Source organism: Streptomyces sp. NPDC058326 (assembly GCF_042879855.1).
GTDB lineage: Bacteria > Actinomycetota > Actinomycetes > Streptomycetales > Streptomycetaceae > Streptomyces.
The window spans coordinates 83,817-105,281 of sequence record NZ_JBHVZO010000005.1 but is presented as its reverse complement, the minus strand read 5'-3'; the positions used below and the strand labels follow the sequence as shown (position 1 = coordinate 105,281).

Genomic DNA, 21,465 nt, shown 5'->3' with positions numbered 1-21,465 from the left:
CCTCAGCGGCTCATGAGCTCCGAGACCTTCACGAAGCGGTAGCCGCGGGCCCGGAGCTCCGGGACGATGCGGCGGATCGCCCGCTCGGTGACGGGGGCGGCGCTGCGGGTGCAGTGCATGACGACCAGGGAGCCGGGCCTCACCCCGTCGAGGACCTGGTCGGCGACGGCGTCCGCGTCCTTCGCGAAGGCGTCACCGCTGACCACGTCCCACTGGACCGCGGTCACCCCTGCCGGGGCGAGCGCGCGCAGGGCCGCGTCGTCGTAGCAGCCGCCGGGGAAGCGGAAGTACGGGACGACGTTGACCGCGCCGGCGTCACGGAAGGCGTCGAAGGCCCGCTGGACGTCGGCCGTCATGTCGGGCCCCGGGACGGTCGGGAGGCCGTAGCAGGGGGACGCGAAGGCGTAGTGGCTGTAGGAGTGGTTGGCGATCTCGAAGCGCGGGTCGCCGCCGATGGACCTGGCCTGGTCGGGGTACTCCTCCGCCCAGCGGCCCGTCATGAACACGGTCGCGTCCACCGAGAGCCGGCGGAGGGTCGCGATGAGCTCCGGATTGTCGAAGCGTTCGCCCCGCGCTGCCCTGGGGCCCTGGTCGGCGGTCATGTCGGCGTCGAAGGTGAGCGCGACGACCTTCTCCGTGCCCGTGGCGCGGCGCTCGTACACGGGGGTGAGTCCGCCGGGTCCCGGTGCCATGGTGGGCGGCGCGGCGGGGACGCGCGCGGGCTTCGGGGCGGCGGCGGTCGCGCCGGCCCGGGGCGGCGGGCTCCCGGCGGCGGTCGGCTCCTTCGTGGGGGCTGTCTCGGCGGCTTGTGTGCCGCAACCGAGGAGGGCGGCGCCCAGAAGACCGAGCGCCGCCATCTTTCGTACAGAAGTGTTCACGATCGGAAGTTATCCGATCAAAGAGGCGGATGCCCGCGACGCGACGTCAGCGACGTCAGCACCACGGGCCCGTCACGGCGAACGTCGTCCCCGGGGTGTAGCAGTTCACGTACATCGTCTGCCGGTCGGGCGAGAAGGTGACGCCCGCGAACTCGCCCCACTCCGGGGCCTCGGGGGTGCCGATGTTCCGCGCGCCCCGGGCGAGCGCGTACACCTCGCCCTTCCTGCTCACCCCGTAGACGTGCTGCGCCCCGTCGCCGTCCTCGCACACCATCAGGCCCCCGCTGGGCGCCAGACAGATGTTGTCGGGGGACTCGCCCGGGAGCTGGATGTCGGTGCTCGGTCCGAAGACGACGACGAGCGTGAGCCGGCGCCGGTGCGGCTCGTACTTCCAGACCTGCCCGAAGTGCGTGGCGCCGGAGCCGTCCTTGACGCGCGCGAAGGAGGACACGAAGTACACGGCGTTCCCGCCCCAGTAGCAGCCCTCCAGCTTCTGGGCGTGCGTGATGCCCTTCGGGCCGAAGTCCTGGAGCCTGATCGGGGTCTCCACCGCCTGCGGATCCGGTACGGGGACCCACTCGACGCCCTCGAAGCGGGCACCGGTCTCCTGGATCACCGAGAGGTCCGGCACACCCGGCACCCGCATGGCCTCCAGGGCGCCGCCCGCGCGCAGCGAACCGGTGCCGCCGAGCGGCTTGTGCGGGAGGAAGCGGTAGAAGAGGCCGAAGGGCTGCTGGAAGGCGTCCTCCGTCTCGTACACGATGCCGTTCGCCGGGTCGATCGCGATCGCCTCGTGCTGGAAGCGGCCCATCGCGGTGAGCGGGACGGCCCCGGTGCGGTGCGGGTCGGCGCCGTCGACCTCGAAGATGAAGCCGTGGTCCTTGGCGTACCCGTTCGTGCCGGCCTTGTCCTCGGTCTCCTCGCAGGTCAGCCAGGTGCGCCAAGGGGTGGGCCCGCCCGCGCAGTTGACAGCGGTGCCGGCGATGACGACCCGCTCGCCGATGACGTTGTTCCGGCCGTCGAGTTCGAGGGCCGTGCAGCCGCCCTTGGCGGCCGGGTCGTACGTCAGACCGGGGACGGTCGGGACGCCGATCTTCCCGGTGACCCGGTTCTCGTGGTTGCGGACGAGGTGCACCCGGCCGCGGCGGCCGGCGAAGGCGCCCATGCCGTCGGGGTTGCTGGGGACGAGGCCCTCGCCGGAGCGGAGCGGGTCGCCCTGCCGGGAGAGGACCTTGTAGCGGAAGCCGGCCGGGAGGTCGAGGAGACCGTCCGGGTCGGGGACCAGCGGGCCGTAGCCGCCCCCGCTTCCCGCTGCGGCGGCGCTGCCGGCGAAGAGTTCGGAGAGCGCGCCGGTGAAGGCGATCCCGACGGCGGTGGCGCCGGTGCGGGACAGGATCTGACGTCGTGTCGCGGACATGAGGCAACCCACTTTTCCTGTTGGCGGACAGGTGTGTGACGTGTGACCCGCATGTGTGTATCACGCACGGTGGTGACACGTGAACCATGCGGGCCACAACGGTCTGGTGGGGCCCCTGTTCTGACCTGGGGTCAGATTCAGACCAGCTCGGCGGTGAGCGTGATCGTCGTGCCCGTGAGCGCCTGGCTGACCGGGCAGTTCTTCTTCGCGTCCTCGGCGAGCGAGGCGAACTGGTCCGCGTCCATGCCGGGGACCTCTCCGCGCACGGTGAGGTGGACGCCGGTGATGCCCTGACCCGGCTGGAAGGTCACGTCCGCCTTGGTCTCCAGACGGGCCGGCGGGGCGTCGGCCTTGGCCAGGATGTTGGAGAAGGCCATCGAGAAGCAGGAGGAGTGCGCGGCGGCGATGAGCTCCTCGGGGCTGGTCTTGCCGTTCGGCTCCTCGGTCCGGGCCGGCCAGGAGACGTCGTACGAACCGAGACCGGAGGAGTCGAGAGTGACGACGCCGGAGCCCTTGAGAAGGTCGCCCTGCCAGACGGTGTGGGCGTGACGCACGGTGGCCATGGTGGATCCCTTTCGATCGGGTACGGCCACCAACCTACTGCCGGACAAGCCCCTTGGCGTCGCGGGCGAGCGCGGTGAGCCGGGAGATCGCCCGGAAGTACTTCTTGCGGTACCCGCCGTTCAGCATCTCGTCGCTGAAGAGCCGGTCGAAGGGGAGACCGGAGGCGAGGACGGGTATCTCGCGGTCGTAGAGCCGGTCGGCCAGGACGACGAGCCGCAGCGCCGTCGACTGGTCGGGGACGGGCCGCACATCGGTGAGACAGACCGCGGAAAGGTCGTCGGTGAGCGCGCCGTACCGGCTGGGGTGCACCCTGGCCAGGTGTTCGAGCAGGTGCGGGAAGTCGTCGAGGGAGGCGCCGGGAGTCGCGTACGCGGTCTCCGTGACGACCTGGTCGGAGTGCGGGGCCGGGGCCTCGGGCAGGCCGCGGTGGCGGTAGTCCTCGCCGTCGATCCGCAGCGGCATGAAGTGGGCCGAGAGGCCCTGGATCTCCCGGAGGAAGTCGGCGGCGGCGAACCGGCCCTCGCCGAGCTTGCCGGGGAGCGTGTTGGAGGTGGCGGCGAGCGCGACACCCGATTCGACCAGCTTGCCGAGCAGGCTGGAGACCAGGACGGTGTCGCCCGGGTCGTCGAGCTCGAACTCGTCGATGCAGAGGAGACGGTGCCCGCCGAGGGTCTTCACCGTCTGCTGGAAGCCGAGCGCGCCGACCAGGTTGGTCAGCTCGACGAAGGTGCCGAACGCCTTGAGGGCGGGCTCGGCGGGTGTGGCGTGCCAGAGCGAGGCCAGCAGGTGGGTCTTGCCGACGCCGTACCCGCCGTCCAGGTAGACCCCGCGCGGCCCGGTGGGGGCGGCCGGCTTCCGGGCGAACCAGCGGCGCTTCCCGGCACCGGAGGCGTGCGCTCCGCCCAGGCCCTCGGCGAACTGGCTCAGGGCCTTGACGGCGTCCGTCTGGCTGGGCTGGTTCGGGTCCGGGAGGTACGTGTCGAACCGTACGGAGTCGAAGCGCGGCGGCGGCACCATCTCCGCGACGAGACGGTCCGCGGGGACATGGGGCTCCCGGGAGCAGAGCGAGAGCGGGGCCGCTGAGGTGGAAGCGGCTTCGGTGAGGGCACGGGTCGACACAGTTCCCCACTGTAAGCGCCGTGCCAGACTGCGAGGATGCGACGACTGCTCCCTGTGACGGACATGACAGCCCACGAGACCACCGTCGGGGGGACGGCCGCCGGGCCGGCCGCCGGCGGCGCGGGCGGCGGCCGTGAGTGGTCCCTCGACGAGCTCGCCGACGCCTACGCGTACCCCGAGCTCTCCTCCGAGGGCTCTTGGCTGCGGGCCAACATGGTCTCCTCGCTCGACGGAGCGGGACAGCACGACGGGCGGTCCCAGCCCCTCTCCTCCGAGACCGACATGCGGATCTTCGGCACCCTGCGGGCGCTCGCCGATGTCGTCGTGGTCGGTGCGGAAACGGTACGCCTGGAGGGTTACCGCCCGGCACGCGCGCGTGAGGCCTTCGCGGACCGCCGCACCGCCGCGGGGCAGGGCCCCGCGCCCGTCATCGCCGTGGTCAGCGCCTCCCTGGCGCTGGACTTCTCGCTTCCGCTCTTCACCGAGCCGCTGGTGCCGACGCTGGTCCTCACGGGGGCCGCCGCGCCCCCCGAGCGGGTCGCCGCCGCCCGCGCGGCGGGCGCGGAGGTGCTCGTGGCGGGCGACGGGGCCGGGGTGGAGCCGGCCCGTGCGACGGCGGTGCTCGCGGCGCGCGGGCTCCGGCGGCAGCTGACCGAGGGCGGGCCCCGGCTGCTCGGTCAGTTCGTGGCGGCGGACGTCCTCGACGAGCTGTGTCTGACGCTCTCGCCGACGATGACGGCGGGTGACGCCCAGAGGATCGCCGGGGGCCCCGGGGTGGCCGTCCCGACACGCTTCTCGGTGGCTTCCGTGCTGGAGCGGGACGGCTTCCTCTTCACCCGCTACCTTCGGATCTGACAATCGCGGAATTTGTCGTTCCGCTTACCGTCCGCTGGGCACACTTACTGTCGCAGACCCCGTGCGGGCACGGGGAAGGATGGTTTCCGCAGAAGGGCTCCTGAGGTGTTCACAAGCGTTCTGATGATCGAGAAGCCCCTGACGTCCGTCGACGTGGAGTTCGTCACCACGCTGCACGGCGACGAGGGCGTGTCCTTCATCGTCCTGATGCAGCCGCGTGGTGACCAGGCCGATGTACTGCTGCGTGCCATCGACGACGTAGCCATCGGCGAACTGAAGGAAGCCGCCCGTGAGGGCGACGAACCGGAGGGCAAGGAGGCCAGGGTCCCCGCCGAGCAGGCCCTGGAGCACTCGCTCCAGGCCCTGAGAGACGCCGGCTGCGAAGCGGTCGGCCAGGTCGTCGAGGACCACCCGCTCGACAAGATGAAGGCGGTGGTCGACGAGTCGGAGGCGGACGAGGTGATCGTGCTCACCGCCCCGCACTACGTGGAGGAGTTCTTCCACAGGGACTGGGCGTCCCGGGCCCGCCACAAGGTCGGGGTCCCCGTGCTCAAGCTCTTCGCCCACAGTGAGCAGGTGAGCGAGTAGACAGCCGGGCCCGGGTCCGCGCCCCCCGCACGGGGCGCGGACCCGGGCCCCGTACGGCACCGGCCCCGACGTGGCCCGCCGGGGCCACCCGGCCCGAGCCACTAGGCTGGGGACTTCCGCACGCCTCCCTGTCGCACGCGCGACGGGCAGGAGAGACAAGACGCACCCAGGGGAGAGATCCGCATGGCACCCGCCATCCCTGCCGCCATGGAACGGCCGCACTTCATCGGCATCGGCGGTGCCGGAATGTCGGGCATCGCGAAGATCCTCGCCCAGCGCGGCGCCAAGGTCGCCGGCAGCGACGCCAAGGAGTCCGCGACCGCGGAGTCCCTGCGCGCCCTGGGCGCCACCGTGCACATCGGCCACGCGGCCGAGCACCTCGCCGACGACGCCTCCGCCGTCGTCGTCTCCAGCGCCATCCGCGCCGACAACCCCGAGCTGGCGCGTGCCGCCGAGCTCGGCATCCCCGTCGTCCACCGCTCCGACGCGCTCGCCTCCCTCATGGACGGTCTGCGCGCCATCGCGGTCGCCGGCACGCACGGGAAGACGACGACCACCTCCATGCTGGCCGTCGCCCTCACCGAGCTCGGCCTCGACCCCTCGTACGCGATCGGCGGCGACCTCGCGGGCCCCGGCACCAACGCGCTGCACGGAGACGGCGAGATCTTCGTCGCCGAGGCCGACGAGAGCGACCGCAGCTTCCAGAAGTACGACCCCGAGGTCGCGATCGTCCTCAACGTCGAGCTGGACCACCACGCGAACTACGCCTCCATGGACGAGATCTACGAGTCCTTCGAGGCCTTCACCGCCAAGATCCGCCCCGGCGGCACCCTGGTCGTCGGCGAGCACGCGGGCGCCCGCGAGCTGGCCCGCCGGGTGGCCGGCCGCGACGGTCTGAACATCGTCACCGTCGGTGAGACCGAGGACTCCGACGCCCGTATCCTGAAGATCGTCCCGAACGGGATGAAGAGCGAGGTGACGGTCGCCCTCGACGGCGTCGAGCACACCTTCACCGTCTCCGTCCCCGGCCGGCACTACGCCCACAACGCCGCCGCGGCCCTCGCCGCCGGCGCCCGCGTCGGCATCGATCCCGCCGAGCTCGCCCAGGCCCTCACCGCCTACACCGGCGTCGGCCGCCGCCTCCAGCTCAAGGGCGAGGCCAGGGGCGTCCAGGTCATCGACTCGTACGCGCACCACCCCACCGAGATGACCGCCGACCTGGAGGCCATGCGGGGCGCCGCCGGAGCCTCCCGGCTCGTCGTCGTCTTCCAGCCCCACCTCTTCTCCCGCACCCAGGAGCTGGGCAAGGAGATGGGTGCCGCGCTGGCCCTCGCCGACGCGTCCGTCGTCCTCGACATCTACCCGGCCCGCGAGGACCCGATCCCGGGCATCACCAGCGAGCTGATCATCACCGCCGCCCGGCAGGCGGGCGCCGATGTGACGGCCGTCCGCTCCGCCGACGCGGCCACGGTGCCGGAGACCGTGGCGGGAATGGCGGGCCCCGGCGATCTCGTTCTGACGATGGGCGCGGGAGACGTCACGGACCTCGGTCCGCGGATCCTCGACCACCTGTCGAAGTAGCGGTCGCAACAGCAGAGGGAGCGAGCTCATGGCGTACGACGTCGAGAAGCCGGACGAGCAGTGGCGTGCGGAGCTGACCCCGGCGGAGTACCAGGTGCTGCGTCAGGCGGGCACCGAGCCCGCCTTCCGCGGCGAGTACACGGACACGAAGACCAAGGGCGTCTACTCCTGCCGGGCGTGCGGTGCCGAGCTGTTCACGTCGAACGAGAAGTTCGAGTCGCACTGCGGCTGGCCCTCCTTCTTCGACCCGAAGGACAGCTCGGCCGTCGAGCTGATCGAGGACCGCTCCCACGGCATGCTCCGCACCGAGGTCCGCTGCTCACGCTGCGGCTCGCACCTCGGCCACGTGTTCGAGGGCGAGGGGTACCCCACCCCGACGGACCAGCGCTACTGCATCAATTCGATCTCGCTGCGGCTGGAGCCCCAGGAGGGCTGAGCCTTCCCGCCGAACCGGGGGACACGGTGGGCGGACTTCCCTGAGGTGTGCGGTGACGCACAGGGGGAGACCGCATGGCACGCAGACCGTTACCGACGCTTCCGGCCTACCGCAAGGACGCGGTGACCCGGAAACTGTGCGCGCACGTCCACCTCGACGAGCACTTCGCCCGCGAGGTGGACACCGAGCTCACCGCGGACCGGATGAAGAGACCGTCGACGAAGGACAGGGTCTCGCCGTCCCCGGCCGGCGCCTCCCCGAAGTGGGCCAGGCCCGCCGCGCGCTGAAGGGCCATCAGCTCGTCGTACTCGGGCGCGAGCGGGGCCAGGGGTAAGGAACCCAGTGCGCCGGGCAGGCCCAAGCGTTCCCCGAACCCCCGTCGCATCCCTGTCTCAGTGGACCGAGAGTCCGCCGTCCACGAAGAGGGAGTGGCCCGTGACGTACGCGGAGGAGGCGCTCGCCAGGAAGACGGCCGCGCCCGCGAAGTCCTCGGCGAGGCCGTTGCGGCCGGTCATCGTGCGGGCGGCCAGGGCGGTGACCTTCTCCGGATCGGAGGAGATGCGCTGGTTGAGCGGGGTCATGACGAAACCGGGTACAAGGGTGTTGGCGGTGACCCCGTACGGGGACCAGGCCTCCGCCTGGGAGCGGGCGAGGGACTCCAGGGCGCCCTTCGACACCCCGTACGCCCCGCTCTGCACGAACGCGCGGTGCGCCTGCTGCGAGGTGATGTGGATGATCCGGCCGAACCCGCGCTCCGCCATACCGGGACCGAACCGCTGGCCGAGGAGGAACGGAGCCTCCAGGTTCACGGTCATCGTGGCGTCCCAGTGCTCCTCGCCGAGCTCGCCGAGCGGGGGCCGGAGGTTGATGCCCGCCGAGTTGACCAGGATGTCCGGCTCCCCGAAGACGGCCGCCGCCTGCTCGGCCGCCTCCCTGATCCCCGTACGGGTGCTCAGGTCGGCGCTCACCCACGCGGCCCGGCAGCCGTCGGCGGTCAGCTCGTCGACGGTCGCGACCAGTTCGGCCTCCTTGCGGGCCACGATCACGACGCTCGCCCCGGCACGGGCCAGGGCCCCGGCGATGGCGCGGCCGATGCCGGAGCTGCCGCCCGTGACGAGGGCGGTGCGGCCTTCGAGGGAGAAGAGGCCGGCCAGATAGCCGCCGGGGGTGGTGCTCATGGATGTCGCTCCTCGCGTCGTGCGTGCACCGGCCGGCCGGCCGGCGTGAGGTAACGGGCAGGTACACGCATCCTGGCACACGGCCTTCCGGGCCGTGCGGACCCTCCGCTACCGGACGGGACCGCTCTCGTCGATCAGGAAGGTCGGTTCCGACAGGAAGACCTCGCGGTCGACGGGACCGTAGGCGATGTTGAAGGTGTTGAGCCAGTACGACCAGCCCCGGATTCCCATGGCGCTGCTGAACCGGTAGTTCAGCTGCCAGCGGACCCACTGACCCGGTTCCAGCCGCACGGCCGGCGGCCTCCGGCGGCGGGGCGGCAGCCCGTAGAGGGGATGCACGCGGGGGAGCACCCGGAGCCTGCCGCCTTCCTCCTTCAGGCTGACATCGATCTCACGACGGGCCTTCCCGCTCTCGTGGGGCAGGAACCCGTCGTCCTCGGACATGTGGACGAAGTGACCGAACTCCGCGAGGGTTCCGGGCAGCGGAAACCCGGCCGGCGCCGCGTTCCTGAGGGCGGCGGCCTCCCCGCCCCTGGACTCCTTCGTCCAGGACGTCTTCACCCACTGCACCGTGATCCCCATGGCCGTCACCCTCGTCGTGCTCCTCGGACCTCCCGCGACAGGCTCACGGAGTCTTCACGGAGAGAGCTTTGTGCTCGCATCCTGACATACCGCTTCTGGAGGACGCTGACCACTGTGGGGCCGGTACGTCTCGGCCGCGGTCCTGACTGCCGACATCGGGCAACCGGGCTGCGACGGGTGTGCCGACATCGCTCCGTGAGGTCACCGGATCGCCCGCCTATCGTGCTCAAGGAGACAGGCCCGGAGAACGGGCACGACCGAAGGGGGCGAAGACGTGGCGGACATGTCGAACGCGGGCAGGCCCGGCGCGCGCCGGGAAGGCGCGGCCGAGGGAGTCCTGAGCGCGCGGGCCGGCTTCTGGTTGTCGCTGGTGCTCGCGGTGCTCCTGGGCGCGCTGTCGGGCCTGGTGATGCTCCCCGCGGCCCAGCATCTCCGTTCCCTCCAGGACGGCCGGCGGGCCCAGGCGACGCTGCTGACGAACGGCCCCTGCATGACGGGCAGTTGTACGGTGTCGTTCGTGGCCGGGGGGCGGACCGTGGTCGCGGCACTGCCGATGGGGAGCGGCGGCCGGTACAGCGATGCCGGCACCCTGCTGGACGTCCGGTACCGGGCGGACGATCCCCAGGTGGTCGCCCGTGAGGAGGACGTGAGCGGCGGCGGGGCGGCCGTACTGGCGGTGGTTTCGGGAGCCGCCGCCCTGTTGTTCGCGGCCGTGTCGGCCTGGTCGGCGGTCATCGTGCGACGTCAGCGGCGCGCGGAGCCCGTCCGCTGAGCCGGGTGCGGGTCGGGCGAGTGACCACCGACCGCCGGGTCGAGGCGGCGCTGCGTGCCGCCGCCCCGGCTCGCAGCCCCGCCTGCCCGTCGGCGTCCCCAGCGGGTAGGCGTCAGCCCGCACGAGCCGGCCCGTAAAGAGCCGGCTCGCACGCAGCCGTCGACTACCCGCCCGGCACACGGTCGGGCGCCGCCGCGTACCCCGCCGGGCGGGTCGTGAACGTGCCACGGCCCTGCGTCCGGCCGCGCAGTCGGGACGCGTAGCCGAAGAGTTCGGCCAGCGGGACCGTCGCCGCCACCACCGCCGTACCGGAGCGGGTCGTCTGGTCCGTCACCCGGCCCCGGCGGGCCGCGAGGTCACCGAGGACCGCGCCGACGGACTCCGCCGGGACGGTGACCGACACCTCGGCCACCGGCTCCAGGAGCGTCATCACGCTCGCGCGGAGTGCCTCGCGGAGCGCGAAGCGGCCGGCCGTCCTGAACGCCATCTCCGACGAGTCCTTCGGATGCGTGGCGCCGTCCGTGAGCGTGACCCGGACGCCCGTCACCGGGTGGCCGCCGAGGGGACCCTCGACGAGCGCGTCCCGGCAGCCGGCCTCGACCGCGCGGACGTACTCCTGCGGTACCCGGCCGCCCGTGACCGTGGACGAGAAGGCGAACTCCTCACCCTCGGGCAGCGGTTTCACGTCGATGACGACATGGGCGAACTGGCCCGCGCCGCCGTCCTGTTTCACATGGCGGTACAGCAGGCCGGTGACGCCCTTCGTCACCGTCTCCCGGTACGCGACCTGCGGACGGCCGACCGTGACGTCGAGGCCCCGGTCGCGCCGCAGCTTCTCCACCGCGACCTCCAGGTGCAGTTCGCCGAGCCCGGACAGCACGGTCTGGCCCGTCTCCGGGTCGGACCGCACGACCAGCGACGGGTCCTCCTCGGTCATGCGGGCGAGAGCCGTCGCCAGACGGCCGGTGTCCGTACCTCGGCGGGCCTCCACCGCGACCGAGACCACGGGATCGGCGGTCGTCGGCGGTTCGAGGACGACCGGCGCGTCCGGGGCGCACAGCGTCGCACCGGCGCGGACGGTCTTCGGCCCGACGACGGCGACGATGTCACCGGCGCGCGCCGTCCCGACCTCCGTCGCCCGATCGGCCTGGACCCGCAGGACGCGGGCGATCCGCTCGGTGCGGCCGGTGACGGCGTCCAGCACGGTGTCCCCCTTCGCGATCGTGCCCGCGTAGACGCGGACATAGGTCATACGACCGGTGGCCGTCGCGCTCACCTTGAACGCGAGCGCGGTGAACGGAGCCTCCGGGTCCGCCGGGATCTCTCCGCGTACCGGAGGCATGTCCGGCGGCGCGGGGAGGTACGCGACCACGGCGTCGAGCAGCGGCTCGATGCCCCTGTTGCGGTACGCCGAGCCGCAGAGGACGACCACGGCCTCGCCCGAGAGGGTGAGGTCGCGGAGCGCCGCCGCGAGCGTCCCCTCGGAGAGCGCGGAGCCCTCACCGCAGAACTCCTCGAGAGCGCCCGGATGCAGCTCCGCCACCGTCTCCTCCAGGCGTCGCCTGCGATGCCGGGCCTCGTCGCGGAGCCCCTCGGGGACCGGCTGCTCGGTGTACGTGTCGGCGCCGTCGGCCCACACGTACGCCCGCATCCGGACCAGGTCCACGACGCCGGTGAAGCCGTCCTCGCGGCCGATCGGCAGCTGCACGGGCAGCGGGACGGTGCCGAGGCGGGTACGGATCGACTCGACGGCGGTGTCGAGCTCGGCGCCCGCCCGGTCCAGCTTGTTCACGAACGCGAGGCGCGGGACGCCGTGCCGGTCGGCCTGCCGCCACACCGACTCGCTCTGCGGCTCGACGCCCGCGACGGCGTCGAAGACGGCCACGGCGCCGTCGAGGACGCGCAGCGAACGCTCGACCTCGTCGGAGAAGTCGACGTGCCCGGGGGTGTCGATCAGGTTGATCCGGTGTCCGGCCCAGTCGCAGCTGACGGCCGCGGCGAAGATCGTGATGCCCCGGTCCCGCTCCTGCGGGTCGAAGTCGGTGACCGTCGTGCCGTCATGGACCTCGCCACGCTTGTGGACGGCGCCGGTGAGGTACAGGAACCGCTCGGTGACGGTGGTCTTGCCCGCGTCGACGTGGGCCAGGATGCCGAGGTTGCGGACGGTGGTGCTGTCAGGGGTACGCACGGTCTCGTGCCTTTCGCTGCTGCGTGGAGAACAGGGCAGCGCGATTCCCGGACGAGCGTCCGTCAGGAGAAGGACGTCGTCACGGGCGGCGATGGCGGGCGCGCAGCCGCCACCGCTCGGCGGAGGAGGCGAGGATCACGTCGTACCGGGCACGGGAGGAGGACACGGCGACGGCGTCTCGGCTGCGCACGGTCTTCTCCCCTCGGTCATACGGATCCGTGGCGCACGGAGTGGCGCGCCGAGACGTGAGTGTAGGGAGCCGAACGTGCCGGGCGACAGCGGTTTTCGCCCGCCGGCCGTGCCAACGGCGTTGTTAGCCTTGCCGCTTGATCGAGAGGTGGAGACGAGAAATGACATCGACCACGTTCCGTATCGGCGGGGACCTGGATGTGCGCAGGCTCGGATTCGGAGCCATGCGCCTGCGGGCCGGGCCGGGGCCCGCCCGCGAGGAGTCCCTCCACGTGGCCCGGCGAGCCGTCGAACTCGGCGTCACACTGATCGACACCGCTCACATGTACGGCTGGGGGGCCAACGAGGAGCTCCTCGCCGAGGCCCTGCACCCCTACGCGGACGGGCTGCTCATCGCCACCAAGGTCGGCATCGCACGATCGGCCGAGCCGGACGGGTGGCGGCACGACGCGCGGCCGGACGCCCTGCGCGGTCAGGTCGAGCACGCGCTCCGCCGGCTCCGGGTCGAGCGGATCGAGCTGCTCCAGCTGCACCGCATCGATCCGCGGGTGCCCCTCGCGGAGCAGCTCGGGGCCCTGCGGGAGCTCCAGGCCGAGGGGAAGGTCGCGCGGATCGGGCTGTCCGAGGTCACCGTCGCCGAACTCGGCCGGGCGAGGGAGATCATCGACGTCGCCGCCGTGCAGAACCGTTACAGCCTGCTCGACCGTGAACACGAACCCGTGCTCGCGGCCTGCGAGGCGGCCGGGATCGCCTTCCTGCCGTGGCGGCCCGTCGCCGGAGGGACGCCGGGCGCCTCGGCCGTTCTCGCCGGCGTCGCGTCCGAACTCGGCGCCACCCCCGCGCAGGTCTCCCTCGCGTGGCTGCTCCACCGCTCACCCGTCATCCTCCCGATCCCGGGCACCGCCCGGAAGGAGCATCTGGAGGAGAACGTCGCCGCGGCCGGCCTGGAGCTGACACCGGCTCAGCTCGACCGGCTCGACCGGCTCTCCGGGCAGGCGTAGGCGGGGGTCACGCGGGGGGAGCGGCGTCCGCCGGCTGGAGGAGGTCCCAGCGGTTGCCGTACAGGTCCTCGAAGACGGCGACGGAGCCGTAGGGCTCGTGGCGCGGGTCCTCGAGGAACTTCACGCCGGCCGCCGACATCCGGGCGTGGTCGCGGGCGAAGTCCTCGGTGTGGAGGAAGAAGCCGACCCGGCCGCCGGTCTGGTTGCCGACGGAGGCCTCCTCGGCGTCGTTCTTGGCGCGGGCCAGGAGCAGGCCGGCGTTGCCGAGGCCCCCGACCCCCGCGGCGCCGCGCGGGCGGACGACGACCCAGCGGCTCCCGTCGCCCCGGTCGGTGTCCTCGACCAGGTCGAATCCGAGGGCGTCGGTATAGAAGGCGATGGCCTCGTCGTAGTCACGGACGACGAGGGTCACAAGTGCGATGGACGGCATTACCCCAACGTAATACGCGGAACGGGCAGGAACTACTCGCGTCGACCCGCGCCGGCCCGGACACGACCCTCGTCCCGTCGAGGGTCGCACCGAGGGTCGGGGAGGGGGCGGACAAGAAGGGGAGGGGGGTCGGACCGAGGGTCGGGGAAGGGGCCGGGGGAGGGGAGGAGGGCCGTGAGCCGTACCCGTGGGCGCGCCCGAGGCCGAGCCCGTGTCCGTAGGCGCCTGACGCCGACGCCGTACCCGTGGGCGCGCCCGAGGCCGAGCCCATGTCCGTACGTGCCTGACGCCGATGCCGTACCCGTGCGCGTGCCCGGCGCCGAGCCCGTGTCCGTACGTGCCTGACGCCGACGCCGTGCCCGTACGTGTTCCTGTGCCCGCCCCGCCCCGCCCCGCCCGACCCCGTGCCCGACCCCGACCCCGTGCCCGACCCCGACCCCGTGCCCGACCCCGACCCCGACTCCGCTCCCATTCCCGCTCCCGCTCCCGGTGCGACAATCCCCGCATGGACGCACAGGGATTCGACCGGCTCGTCGAGCGCGCGCAAGGCCTCGCCCTGCCGGGGCGCCGCCGCGTCCTCGGGCTCGCCGGGGCTCCCGGTGCCGGGAAGTCCACGCTCGCCGCGCGGCTCGTCGACCGCCTCGGCGGGCTCGCCGTTCTCGTTCCCATGGACGGCTTCCACCTGGCCCAGGCCGAACTGGAACGCCTCGGCCGGGCCGCCAGGAAGGGCGCGCCCGACACCTTCGACGCCGCCGGGTACACCGCGCTCCTCGCCCGGCTGCGTGCCCCCGAACCCGGCACCACCGTCTACGCGCCCGCCTTCGACCGCGCCCTGGAGGAGCCGGTCGCCGGGGCGATCGCCGTCGCGCCCGAGGTCCCGCTCGTCATCACCGAGGGCAACTACCTCCTGCACGACGAGGGCGCCTGGGCCGGGGTCCTGGACCTCCTCGACGAGGCCTGGTACCTCGACCTGGACGACCGGCTCCGTGTCCACCGGCTCGTCGCCCGGCACGTCCGCTTCGGCAAGGCCAGGGACCGTGCCGAACGCTGGGTGAGGGAATCGGACGAGGAGAACGCCCGCCTCGTGGCCCGGGGCCGCGACCGCGCCCACCTCGTGGTGGCGGTGTCATAGGCGTCGGGCAGGATGGCCCCGCCATCTTCGGCACGCAGGCCACCGGCGCGTTCGACGAGCCGTTCCGCGGCTGGTACGGCACGTCGCTCGCGCCGGACTCGGTTCAGCTCCCGTAGCTCTGACGGGCGGGTGCTCCGGCCGTGAGGTCGGGGCACCCGGTGCAGTTGGGAGGGCGGCGACCGCCCGGCGTGTGACGTCCCGTCAGGACAGCGCGTGCCGCTCCGCCGCCTCCGCCAGCGCGCGGATCACGGGATGCGGGCGCGTGCCGTCGCCCGCCAGCTCCGGCTGGAAGAGGGTGGCCAGGAAGAAGGGGTGCGAGGGGAGTTCCGCGACGCGGATCCCGCCCTCCTCGTCCGCTCCCGTGAACCGCAGCCCGTGCGCCCGCAGCGTGTCCAGGTGGCGGCTGTCGGGGCCGTACGCGCAGTGGTACCGCTCGGTGGTCCGCTCCGCGCCGAGGGCCCGCTCGGCGAGGGAGCCCGGGGTGATCCGTACGACACCCTCGTGCCCCACGAGCGAGCAGGCCAGCGGCGAGACCAGCAGATCGCCCGGGTCGGCCGCCGGGTCGTTCTCGGCGTGCGCGGCCCGGGTGAGGCCGCAGACGTTCCGCGCGTACTCCAGGAGGGCGTGCTGGAAGCCGCCGCAGGTGCCCAGGAACGGGACGCCGTCCTCGCGGGCGGTACGGATCGCCGCCAGCGCCCCCGTCTCGCTCGCGTACGGGCTGCCCGGCAGCACCCACACCGCGTCGAAGCCCCGCACCGCGCCGGGCGCCGCCGCGTCCCCGGTGGGGATCCAGTACGCGTCGAGGGCGAGACCGTCCCGCTCGGCGAGCGCGTCGAGGAGGACCGGGATCCGGGCGTGCGAGCGGACGTGCGGGGAGCGGTCCCCGACCAGAGCGATACGGGGGAGTGCGTTCGTGTGCATGGCCACCATCCTTGGCGCCTCCTCCACTTCACGTCCAACGATGATTCCCGCATCGACCATCACGAACGCTTATGACGGGGTGGATAGGGTGACCGTCATGACGAACGATCAGGACTGGGAGCAGCGCGTCACCGCCCTCTGGGAGAGCCTCGACGCCCACGAGCCCGCCGACTTCCGCGCCCGCGTCGCCGAACTCGCCGCCGAACGGCCCGCCGACGACCCCGCCGCCCTCTTCGAGCTGGGCGCCGCCCATGACTCCACCGGAGAGCCGGAGGAGGCCGTCCGGTACTACCGGCGGGCCCTCGACCAGGGTCTCACCGGACTCCGCCGCCGCCGGGCCGTCATCCAGCTCGCCAGCAGCCTGCGCAACCTCGGCCGGCCCGACCGCAGCGTCGAACTCCTCACCGCCGAGCGCGCCATCCCCGCCGACCGGCTCGACGCCGACGAGACCGCCCTCGCCGGAGCCGTCGACGCCTTCCTCGCCCTCGCCCTCGCCGACACCGGACGCGACCGCGAGGCCGCCTCCCTCGCCCTCGGCGCCCTCGCCCCCCTGCTGCCCCGCTACAACCGCTCGCTCGCCCACTACGCGCGTGCTCTGCTCACCTCCCCCGACGGGTCCTGAGACGACGCGGGATGGACCCCCACCTCCTCCGTACGTACGTCACCGTCGCCCGGCTCGCCTCCTTCTCCGAGGCCGCGCGCGAACTCGGCTACACCCAGTCCGCCGTCTCCCAGCACGTCGCCGCCCTGGAGGCCGGCCTCGGGCTGCCCCTGCTGACCCGCAGGCCCGTCTCACCGACCCCCGCGGGGGAACGGCTCGTCGAGCACGCCCGGGCCCTGCTGCTCCGCATCGACGCGGCCCGCGCCGACCTCGACCGGTTCGTGGCCGCGCCCCGCGCGACCCTGAGCGTCGTCGCCTCCCCGCTCGCCCTCCACGCCCGGACCCTCGCCGCGCTCCCCGCCACCGGCGTCACCCTGCGCGGCCTGCCCCCGGAGCGGGTGCCCGCCGCCGTCGCCACCGGCGAGGCCGAAGCCGGTCTTGTCGACGGGATCACCGCCCCCAGCGACCCACTGCGGCTGCCCGACGTCGCCCCGCTCACCGCGACCGGCGTCTCGGAGGACCCCCTCGCCGTCCTCCTGCCGCACGCGCATCCGCTCGCCGGGCGCTCCGGACTCCGGCTCGACGACCTGGCCGACGCCCGCTGGCTCGACGCTCCCGCCGCCGGCGTGCCGCTCGACCGGCTGCGGGCCGTCCACGGCGGACCCGCGGGACACGGCTTCCGCACCGCGCTTCGCTACGAGGGCACCGACACCCGTACCCTCGCCGCCCTGACCGCCGCCGGCCACGGACTCGCCCTGCTGCCCCTGCCGGTGGCGACGGGTGTTCCCGGCGCGACCGCCGTCCCCCTGGTCGCCCCCCGGCTCGTCCACCGCACCGAACTCCTCCTCCTGGCCGGAGCCCACGCCGAACAGGGCGGACCGGTGGCCGAGTTCGCCCGACGGCTCAGGAGCTGACACCCGCAGTCGCTACCCTGTGCGCAACGGCGACGGAAGGCGGGCAGGCGTGGGGTGGCTGCGACGAGGACCCAGGCGGGACGGCGACGACACACCGAGGGACCCCGAGTTCGCCTACTTCTCGCAGCGCGAGGCCGCGCTCTTCCGCAAACAGGTCCGTGAGACCTTCGCCGAGCTCGGCCTCGAGGTCTCCGTCTACGCCGACCACGTCATCGACGACAAGGGACGCCGCTTCGGCCTCGGCAACCTCGCGGCCGTCTGCCATCAGGACCGGCGCGGGCCCCGCGTCTGGCCCGGCACGATCCAGCGGCACATCGGCCTGGTCGTCCGCGCCATGGACGGGCCCTCCGCGCTCGACACCCTGCCGCCCGAGCAGATCCGCTCCCAGCTGTACCCCCGTGTCGTCAGCGGCGACGGCATCGACGCGGGCGCCTTCGGCTACGCGAGGACCGTCGCCCCCGGCCTGTACGAGGTCCTCGCCCTCGACCTGCCGGAGAGCGTCATGATGCTCACCGACGAGGCGCTCGAACAGCTCGGGGACCACGCGAAGCTCCGCGACCGGGCCCTGCGCAACCTGCGCGGGCTGCCCGTCGAGGAGCACGAGACCGTCCGGGACGCCGACGGCATGTGCTTCGAGATCATCCTCGGCGACTCCTTCTACACCGCGAGCCGCGTCCTCGACCTGGACGGGGTGGCCCAGCGCGTCACCGGCCTGCCGCTCGGCGAGCACGGCGCCCTGGTCGCGATGCCGTTCCGGCACCAGCTCGCCTTCCACCCCATCCGCGACACCTCGATCATCCCGGCCCTCGGCGCGATGGCCTCCTTCGCCGCCTCCGGGTACGAGGACGTGCCCGGCGCCATCAGCCCGTACGTCTTCTGGTGGCGCGGCGGCACGCTCACCCAGCTGAGCGAGCACGACAAGGAGCGGGGGGATCTGCGGATCGTCGTCGGCGACGATTTCCAGGAGCTCCTGGAACTGCTCATCGCCCAGGGTCCCGACCGCCGCTGACCGGTCGCGCGCGGAGTTCCCGCCCGGCAGGATGCTGTACGTCCAGGACGCAGCGGAGCCGAGAGGGAGTCCCCATGCCGAGCAGCGCCGCCCCGGAAGAGGCCGTTCCCTTCACGGTGGACGACTACCGCGCCCGGATGACCCGCGCCGCCGAGTCCGCCGCGGACGCCGGACTCGCGGGCGTCGTCGTCGCCCCCGGCCCCGACCTCGTGTACCTCACCGGCTACCGGCCCACCGCGATCACCGAGCGGCTCACCGTCCTCGTCCTCGCCGCCGGACAGGAACCTGTCCTCGTCGTCCCCACCCTGGAGGCGCCCGACGCGGAGAAGGCCGCCGGGGCCGCCGCCCTCACCCTCCGCGACTGGACCGACGGCAAGGACCCCTACGCCGTCACCGCGCCCCTCCTCGACGTCGACGGCCGCTTCGGCGTCAGCGACAACACCTGGGCCATGCACCTCCTCGGCCTCCAGCAGACCCTGCCCGGCACCTCGTACGTCTCCCTCACCCAGGCCCTGCCGATGCTCCGCGCCGTCAAGGACACGCGGGAACTGGCCCGGATCGCGGCCGCCGGGGCCGCCGCCGACCGGGCGTACGGCGAGATCCTGAAGGTCCGCTTCGCCGGCCGGAAGGAGACCGACGTCGCCGCCGACCTCGCCCGGCTGCTCCTGGAGTCCGGTCACTCCCAGGTCGACTTCACCGTCGTCGGCTCCGGCCCCAACGGCGCCGACCCGCACCACGAGGCCGGCGACCGGGTCATCGAGCACGGCGACATGGTCGTCCTCGACTTCGGCGGCCTCAAGCACGGCTACGGCTCCGACACCACCCGTACCGTCCACGCCGGCGAGCCCACCGACGAGGAGCGGCGGATCCACGACCTCGTACGGGAGGCCCAGCAGGCCGGTTTCGAGGCGGTACGGCCCGGGGCGGCCTGCCAGGACGTCGACCGGGCGGCCCGCAAGGTCATCACGGACGCCGGCCACGGCGCGCACTTCATCCACCGCACCGGCCACGGCATCGGCGTCACCACGCACGAGCCGCCGTACATGATCGAGGGCGAGGAGCTCCCGATCGTCCCCGGCATGTGCTTCTCGATCGAGCCGGGCGTCTATCTGCCGGGCCGCTTCGGCGTCCGCATCGAGGACATCGTCACGGCGACGGAGGACGGCGCGGGGCGCCGCTTCAACCACACCCCCCGTGAGATGGCGATCGTCGAGTAGGAGCCGCGCGCCCCGGCGCGGTCAGCCGTCCGTGAGGACGACGGCCGACTCGCCGGGAAGCCGCAGGGCCCCGTCCGCCGCCGGTGTCTCGACCGGCTCCCAGGCCGCGAGGACCCGGTCGCGGCCGTTGGTGCCCAGCGGGATCACCGCCGGCTCCTTGCCCAGGTTGACGGCCACCCGCAGCACCCCGCGCCGGAAGACCAGCCAGCGCGCCTCCTCGTCGAAGGCGACCTTCACGCCCGCCAGGTCGGGGTCCGTCAGGTCCGGCTGGGTGCGGCGCAGCGCGATGAGCTCGCGGTGCCAGGCGAGCAGCCGCTTGTGCGGGTCCCGCTCCCGCTCCGTCCGGTCGAGGACCGAGCGGTCCCGGGTGGCGGGGTCCTGCGGATCGGGGACCTCGTTCTCGTCCCAGCCGTGCTCCGCGAACTCCCGCCGCCTGCCCCGGCGTACGGCCTCAGCGAGCTCCGGGTCGGTGTGGTCGGTGAAGTACTGCCAGGGCGTGGTCGCCCCCCATTCCTCACCCATGAAGAGCATCGGCACCGAAGGACCGGTGAGGACGAGCGTCGCCGCGCAGGCCAGCAGACCGGGGGAGAGGGAGGCCGAAAGACGGTCGCCCAGGGCCCGGTTGCCGATCTGGTCGTGGGTCTGCGCGTAGCCGAGGAAGCGGTGGGCGGGCGTGCGCTCCCGGTCCACGGGACGGCCGTGGTGGCGGCCCCGGAACGCCGAGTACGTGCCGTCGTGGAAGAAGACGTGCGTGAGGGTCTTCGCGAGCGCCGCCATCGGGGCGCGTGCGAAGTCCGCGTAGTAGCCCTGGGACTCGCCGGTCAGGGCGGTGTGCAGGGAGTGGTGGAAGTCGTCGTTCCACTGGGCGTGGATCCCGGTCCCGCCGAGCGCGCGGGGCGTGGTGGTGCGCGGGTCGGCGAGATCGGACTCGGCGATCAGGAAGTGGGTGCGGCCCTGCTCCCTGGCCAGCTCGTCGACGGCCGCCGACAGCTCCTCCAGGAAGGTCAGCGCCCGGGTGTCGGCGAGCGCGTGCACGGCGTCGAGCCGCAGTCCGTCGATCCGGTAGTCCCGCAGCCAGGCGAGCGCGCTGCCCTGGAAGTACGCCCGGACCTCGTCCGAGCCCGGCGCGTCCAGGTTCACCGCCGCCCCCCACGGGGTGTGGTGGGTGTCCGTGAAGTACGGGCCGAAGGCGGGAAGGTGATTCCCCGAGGGCCCGAGGTGGTTGTGCACCACGTCGAGGACCACGCCCATGCCGAGCCCGTGGGCCGTGTCCACGAACCGCTTCAGCGCCTCGGGGCCGCCGTACGGCTCGTGCACCGCCCACGGCGCCACCCCGTCGTACCCCCAGCCCCGCACCCCGGGGAACGGGCACAGCGGCATCAGCTCCACATGGGTGATGCCGAGACCCGCCAGCTCACCGAGCCGCGCGGCGGCCGCGTCGAGCGTGCCTTCAGGGGTGAAGGTCCCGAGGTGCAGCTCGTACAGGACCCCGCCGCGCAGCCGCAGCCGCGGTGAGTCGTGCCGCCAGGTGTACGTGGAGTGGTCGACGACCGCGCTGAGCCCGTCGGGCCCGTCGGGCAGCCGGCGGGCGCGCGGGTCGGGCAGGACGGGCCCGTCGTCCAGGGCGAAGCCGTACCGGTCGCCGGCCTCGGCGGGCACGACCCCCGTCCACCAGCCGTCCCGCTCGGCGTCCCGGTCCAGGGGATGGCCGGAGCCGTTCAGCAGCAGCGTCACCCGGTCACGGGCGTTCGGCGCCCACACCTCGAAGAGCACGGAAATCCCCTCGTCGACGGACCAACCACACGGCGGACCGGCGCATCGGCGCACGACCACCGTGTCCATCCTGGCAGTCAGGGCCCCGCCACGCCCGGCGCTTCGACGCCGGAGCCCGTC

At 73.1% G+C, this 21,465-nt stretch carries 22 protein-coding genes; 12 read left to right on the top strand and 10 right to left on the bottom strand.

What is annotated here, in order from left to right; translation table 11 throughout:
* Positions 1–2: 2 nt before the first annotated feature.
* The 4 genes from ACFVYX_RS12030 to zapE all read right to left on the bottom strand — a co-directional run bounded on the left by ACFVYX_RS12030 (position 3) and on the right by zapE (position 3,978).
* A complete protein-coding gene (locus ACFVYX_RS12030; RefSeq protein ID WP_389681539.1) occupies positions 3–857 on the bottom strand; it encodes a polysaccharide deacetylase family protein in 855 nt (284 codons plus the stop codon).
* Between the two features lie 76 nt (positions 858–933).
* Positions 934–2,295: an alkaline phosphatase PhoX gene (locus ACFVYX_RS12025; RefSeq protein ID WP_389681212.1), complete on the bottom strand. Its 1,362-nt coding sequence runs from the start codon at positions 2,293–2,295 to the stop codon at positions 934–936.
* Positions 2,296–2,432: 137 nt separating this feature from the next.
* On the bottom strand, positions 2,433–2,858 hold the full coding sequence (locus ACFVYX_RS12020; RefSeq protein WP_389681211.1) for an OsmC family protein: 426 nt from the start codon (positions 2,856–2,858) through the stop codon (positions 2,433–2,435).
* Between the two features lie 34 nt (positions 2,859–2,892).
* Entirely contained in the window at positions 2,893–3,978 is a 1,086-nt protein-coding gene (gene zapE, locus ACFVYX_RS12015; protein ID WP_389681210.1) for a cell division protein ZapE, read from the bottom strand.
* Positions 3,979–4,014: 36 nt separating this feature from the next.
* Here zapE and ACFVYX_RS12010 point away from each other — a divergent pair, with 36 nt between their 5' ends.
* From ACFVYX_RS12010 to ACFVYX_RS11990, 5 genes are all read left to right on the top strand, one after another.
* The gene (locus ACFVYX_RS12010; protein ID WP_389681209.1) at positions 4,015–4,833 is read left to right on the top strand and encodes a pyrimidine reductase family protein; all 819 of its coding nucleotides are present in this window, start codon (positions 4,015–4,017) and stop codon (positions 4,831–4,833) included.
* Positions 4,834–4,938: 105 nt separating this feature from the next.
* Positions 4,939–5,421 (top strand): indole-3-glycerol phosphate synthase, encoded by a 483-nt coding sequence (locus tag ACFVYX_RS12005; RefSeq protein WP_389681208.1) that lies wholly within the window; start codon positions 4,939–4,941, stop codon positions 5,419–5,421.
* A 183-nt stretch (positions 5,422–5,604) separates the two neighbouring features.
* Positions 5,605–7,002, top strand: a complete 1,398-nt coding sequence (murC, locus tag ACFVYX_RS12000) for a UDP-N-acetylmuramate--L-alanine ligase (RefSeq protein ID WP_389681207.1) — start codon at positions 5,605–5,607, stop codon at positions 7,000–7,002.
* A 28-nt stretch (positions 7,003–7,030) separates the two neighbouring features.
* On the top strand, positions 7,031–7,438 hold the full coding sequence (gene msrB, locus ACFVYX_RS11995; protein WP_389681206.1) for a peptide-methionine (R)-S-oxide reductase MsrB: 408 nt from the start codon (positions 7,031–7,033) through the stop codon (positions 7,436–7,438).
* 74 nt (positions 7,439–7,512) lie between these two features.
* Entirely contained in the window at positions 7,513–7,725 is a 213-nt protein-coding gene (locus tag ACFVYX_RS11990) for a hypothetical protein (protein WP_389681205.1), read from the top strand.
* A 105-nt stretch (positions 7,726–7,830) separates the two neighbouring features.
* On the opposite strand, the gene ACFVYX_RS11985 is transcribed toward ACFVYX_RS11990, so the two are convergent.
* Together ACFVYX_RS11985 and ACFVYX_RS11980 are read right to left on the bottom strand one after the other, a co-directional pair.
* Positions 7,831–8,616: an SDR family NAD(P)-dependent oxidoreductase gene (locus ACFVYX_RS11985; RefSeq protein WP_389681204.1), complete on the bottom strand. Its 786-nt coding sequence runs from the start codon at positions 8,614–8,616 to the stop codon at positions 7,831–7,833.
* 108 nt (positions 8,617–8,724) lie between these two features.
* On the bottom strand, positions 8,725–9,198 hold the full coding sequence (locus ACFVYX_RS11980; RefSeq protein ID WP_389681203.1) for a hypothetical protein: 474 nt from the start codon (positions 9,196–9,198) through the stop codon (positions 8,725–8,727).
* 283 nt (positions 9,199–9,481) lie between these two features.
* On the opposite strand from ACFVYX_RS11980, the gene ACFVYX_RS11975 reads away from it, so the two are divergent.
* Positions 9,482–9,970: a hypothetical protein gene (locus ACFVYX_RS11975; RefSeq protein ID WP_389681538.1), complete on the top strand. Its 489-nt coding sequence runs from the start codon at positions 9,482–9,484 to the stop codon at positions 9,968–9,970.
* A gap of 163 nt (positions 9,971–10,133) precedes the next feature.
* Here the strand turns inward: ACFVYX_RS11975 and fusA are convergent, their stop codons facing one another.
* On the bottom strand, positions 10,134–12,158 hold the full coding sequence (fusA, locus tag ACFVYX_RS11970) for an elongation factor G (RefSeq protein WP_389681202.1): 2,025 nt from the start codon (positions 12,156–12,158) through the stop codon (positions 10,134–10,136).
* 350 nt (positions 12,159–12,508) lie between these two features.
* Between fusA and ACFVYX_RS11965 the strand changes: the two genes are divergently transcribed.
* Positions 12,509–13,348: an aldo/keto reductase gene (locus tag ACFVYX_RS11965; protein WP_389681201.1), complete on the top strand. Its 840-nt coding sequence runs from the start codon at positions 12,509–12,511 to the stop codon at positions 13,346–13,348.
* Between the two features lie 7 nt (positions 13,349–13,355).
* Here the strand turns inward: ACFVYX_RS11965 and ACFVYX_RS11960 are convergent, their stop codons facing one another.
* On the bottom strand, positions 13,356–13,778 hold the full coding sequence (locus ACFVYX_RS11960) for a VOC family protein (protein ID WP_389681200.1): 423 nt from the start codon (positions 13,776–13,778) through the stop codon (positions 13,356–13,358).
* A gap of 505 nt (positions 13,779–14,283) precedes the next feature.
* Here ACFVYX_RS11960 and ACFVYX_RS11955 point away from each other — a divergent pair.
* A complete protein-coding gene (locus ACFVYX_RS11955; RefSeq protein WP_389681199.1) occupies positions 14,284–14,910 on the top strand; it encodes a nucleoside/nucleotide kinase family protein in 627 nt (208 codons plus the stop codon).
* A 201-nt stretch (positions 14,911–15,111) separates the two neighbouring features.
* On the opposite strand, the gene ACFVYX_RS11950 is transcribed toward ACFVYX_RS11955, so the two are convergent.
* A complete protein-coding gene (locus ACFVYX_RS11950) occupies positions 15,112–15,831 on the bottom strand; it encodes a hypothetical protein (protein ID WP_389681198.1) in 720 nt (239 codons plus the stop codon).
* A gap of 97 nt (positions 15,832–15,928) precedes the next feature.
* Here ACFVYX_RS11950 and ACFVYX_RS11945 point away from each other — a divergent pair, with 97 nt between their 5' ends.
* From ACFVYX_RS11945 to ACFVYX_RS11930, 4 genes are all read left to right on the top strand, one after another.
* The gene (locus tag ACFVYX_RS11945; RefSeq protein ID WP_389681197.1) at positions 15,929–16,453 is read left to right on the top strand and encodes a tetratricopeptide repeat protein; all 525 of its coding nucleotides are present in this window, start codon (positions 15,929–15,931) and stop codon (positions 16,451–16,453) included.
* Between the two features lie 11 nt (positions 16,454–16,464).
* Positions 16,465–17,346 (top strand): LysR family transcriptional regulator, encoded by an 882-nt coding sequence (locus ACFVYX_RS11940; RefSeq protein WP_389681196.1) that lies wholly within the window; start codon positions 16,465–16,467, stop codon positions 17,344–17,346.
* Positions 17,347–17,395: 49 nt separating this feature from the next.
* Positions 17,396–18,355, top strand: a complete 960-nt coding sequence (locus ACFVYX_RS11935) for a hypothetical protein (RefSeq protein ID WP_389681195.1) — start codon at positions 17,396–17,398, stop codon at positions 18,353–18,355.
* 74 nt (positions 18,356–18,429) lie between these two features.
* A complete protein-coding gene (locus tag ACFVYX_RS11930; protein ID WP_389681194.1) occupies positions 18,430–19,572 on the top strand; it encodes an aminopeptidase P family protein in 1,143 nt (380 codons plus the stop codon).
* A gap of 21 nt (positions 19,573–19,593) precedes the next feature.
* Here ACFVYX_RS11930 and treZ read toward each other — a convergent pair whose 3' ends face one another.
* The gene (treZ, locus tag ACFVYX_RS11925; protein ID WP_389681193.1) at positions 19,594–21,345 is read right to left on the bottom strand and encodes a malto-oligosyltrehalose trehalohydrolase; all 1,752 of its coding nucleotides are present in this window, start codon (positions 21,343–21,345) and stop codon (positions 19,594–19,596) included.
* Positions 21,346–21,465: the final 120 nt, after the last annotated feature.

Bases quoted from the DNA above. Each gene is read 5' to 3' on its own strand.
- ACFVYX_RS12030 (WP_389681539.1), bottom strand. From the start codon at position 857: ATGGCGGCGCTCGGTCTTCTGGGCGCCGCCCTCCTCGGTTGCGGCACA.
- ACFVYX_RS12025 (WP_389681212.1), bottom strand. From the start codon at position 2,295: ATGTCCGCGACACGACGTCAGATCCTGTCCCGCACCGGCGCCACCGCC.
- ACFVYX_RS12020 (WP_389681211.1), bottom strand. From the start codon at position 2,858: ATGGCCACCGTGCGTCACGCCCACACCGTCTGGCAGGGCGACCTTCTC.
- ACFVYX_RS12010 (WP_389681209.1), top strand. From the start codon at position 4,015: ATGCGACGACTGCTCCCTGTGACGGACATGACAGCCCACGAGACCACC.
- murC (WP_389681207.1), top strand. From the start codon at position 5,605: ATGGCACCCGCCATCCCTGCCGCCATGGAACGGCCGCACTTCATCGGC.
- msrB (WP_389681206.1), top strand. From the start codon at position 7,031: ATGGCGTACGACGTCGAGAAGCCGGACGAGCAGTGGCGTGCGGAGCTG.
- ACFVYX_RS11990 (WP_389681205.1), top strand. From the start codon at position 7,513: ATGGCACGCAGACCGTTACCGACGCTTCCGGCCTACCGCAAGGACGCG.
- ACFVYX_RS11985 (WP_389681204.1), bottom strand. From the start codon at position 8,616: ATGAGCACCACCCCCGGCGGCTATCTGGCCGGCCTCTTCTCCCTCGAA.
- ACFVYX_RS11980 (WP_389681203.1), bottom strand. From the start codon at position 9,198: ATGGGGATCACGGTGCAGTGGGTGAAGACGTCCTGGACGAAGGAGTCC.
- ACFVYX_RS11975 (WP_389681538.1), top strand. From the start codon at position 9,482: ATGTCGAACGCGGGCAGGCCCGGCGCGCGCCGGGAAGGCGCGGCCGAG.
- ACFVYX_RS11965 (WP_389681201.1), top strand. From the start codon at position 12,509: ATGACATCGACCACGTTCCGTATCGGCGGGGACCTGGATGTGCGCAGG.
- ACFVYX_RS11960 (WP_389681200.1), bottom strand. From the start codon at position 13,778: ATGCCGTCCATCGCACTTGTGACCCTCGTCGTCCGTGACTACGACGAG.
- ACFVYX_RS11955 (WP_389681199.1), top strand. From the start codon at position 14,284: ATGGACGCACAGGGATTCGACCGGCTCGTCGAGCGCGCGCAAGGCCTC.
- ACFVYX_RS11950 (WP_389681198.1), bottom strand. From the start codon at position 15,831: ATGCACACGAACGCACTCCCCCGTATCGCTCTGGTCGGGGACCGCTCC.
- ACFVYX_RS11945 (WP_389681197.1), top strand. From the start codon at position 15,929: ATGACGAACGATCAGGACTGGGAGCAGCGCGTCACCGCCCTCTGGGAG.
- ACFVYX_RS11940 (WP_389681196.1), top strand. From the start codon at position 16,465: ATGGACCCCCACCTCCTCCGTACGTACGTCACCGTCGCCCGGCTCGCC.
- ACFVYX_RS11930 (WP_389681194.1), top strand. From the start codon at position 18,430: ATGCCGAGCAGCGCCGCCCCGGAAGAGGCCGTTCCCTTCACGGTGGAC.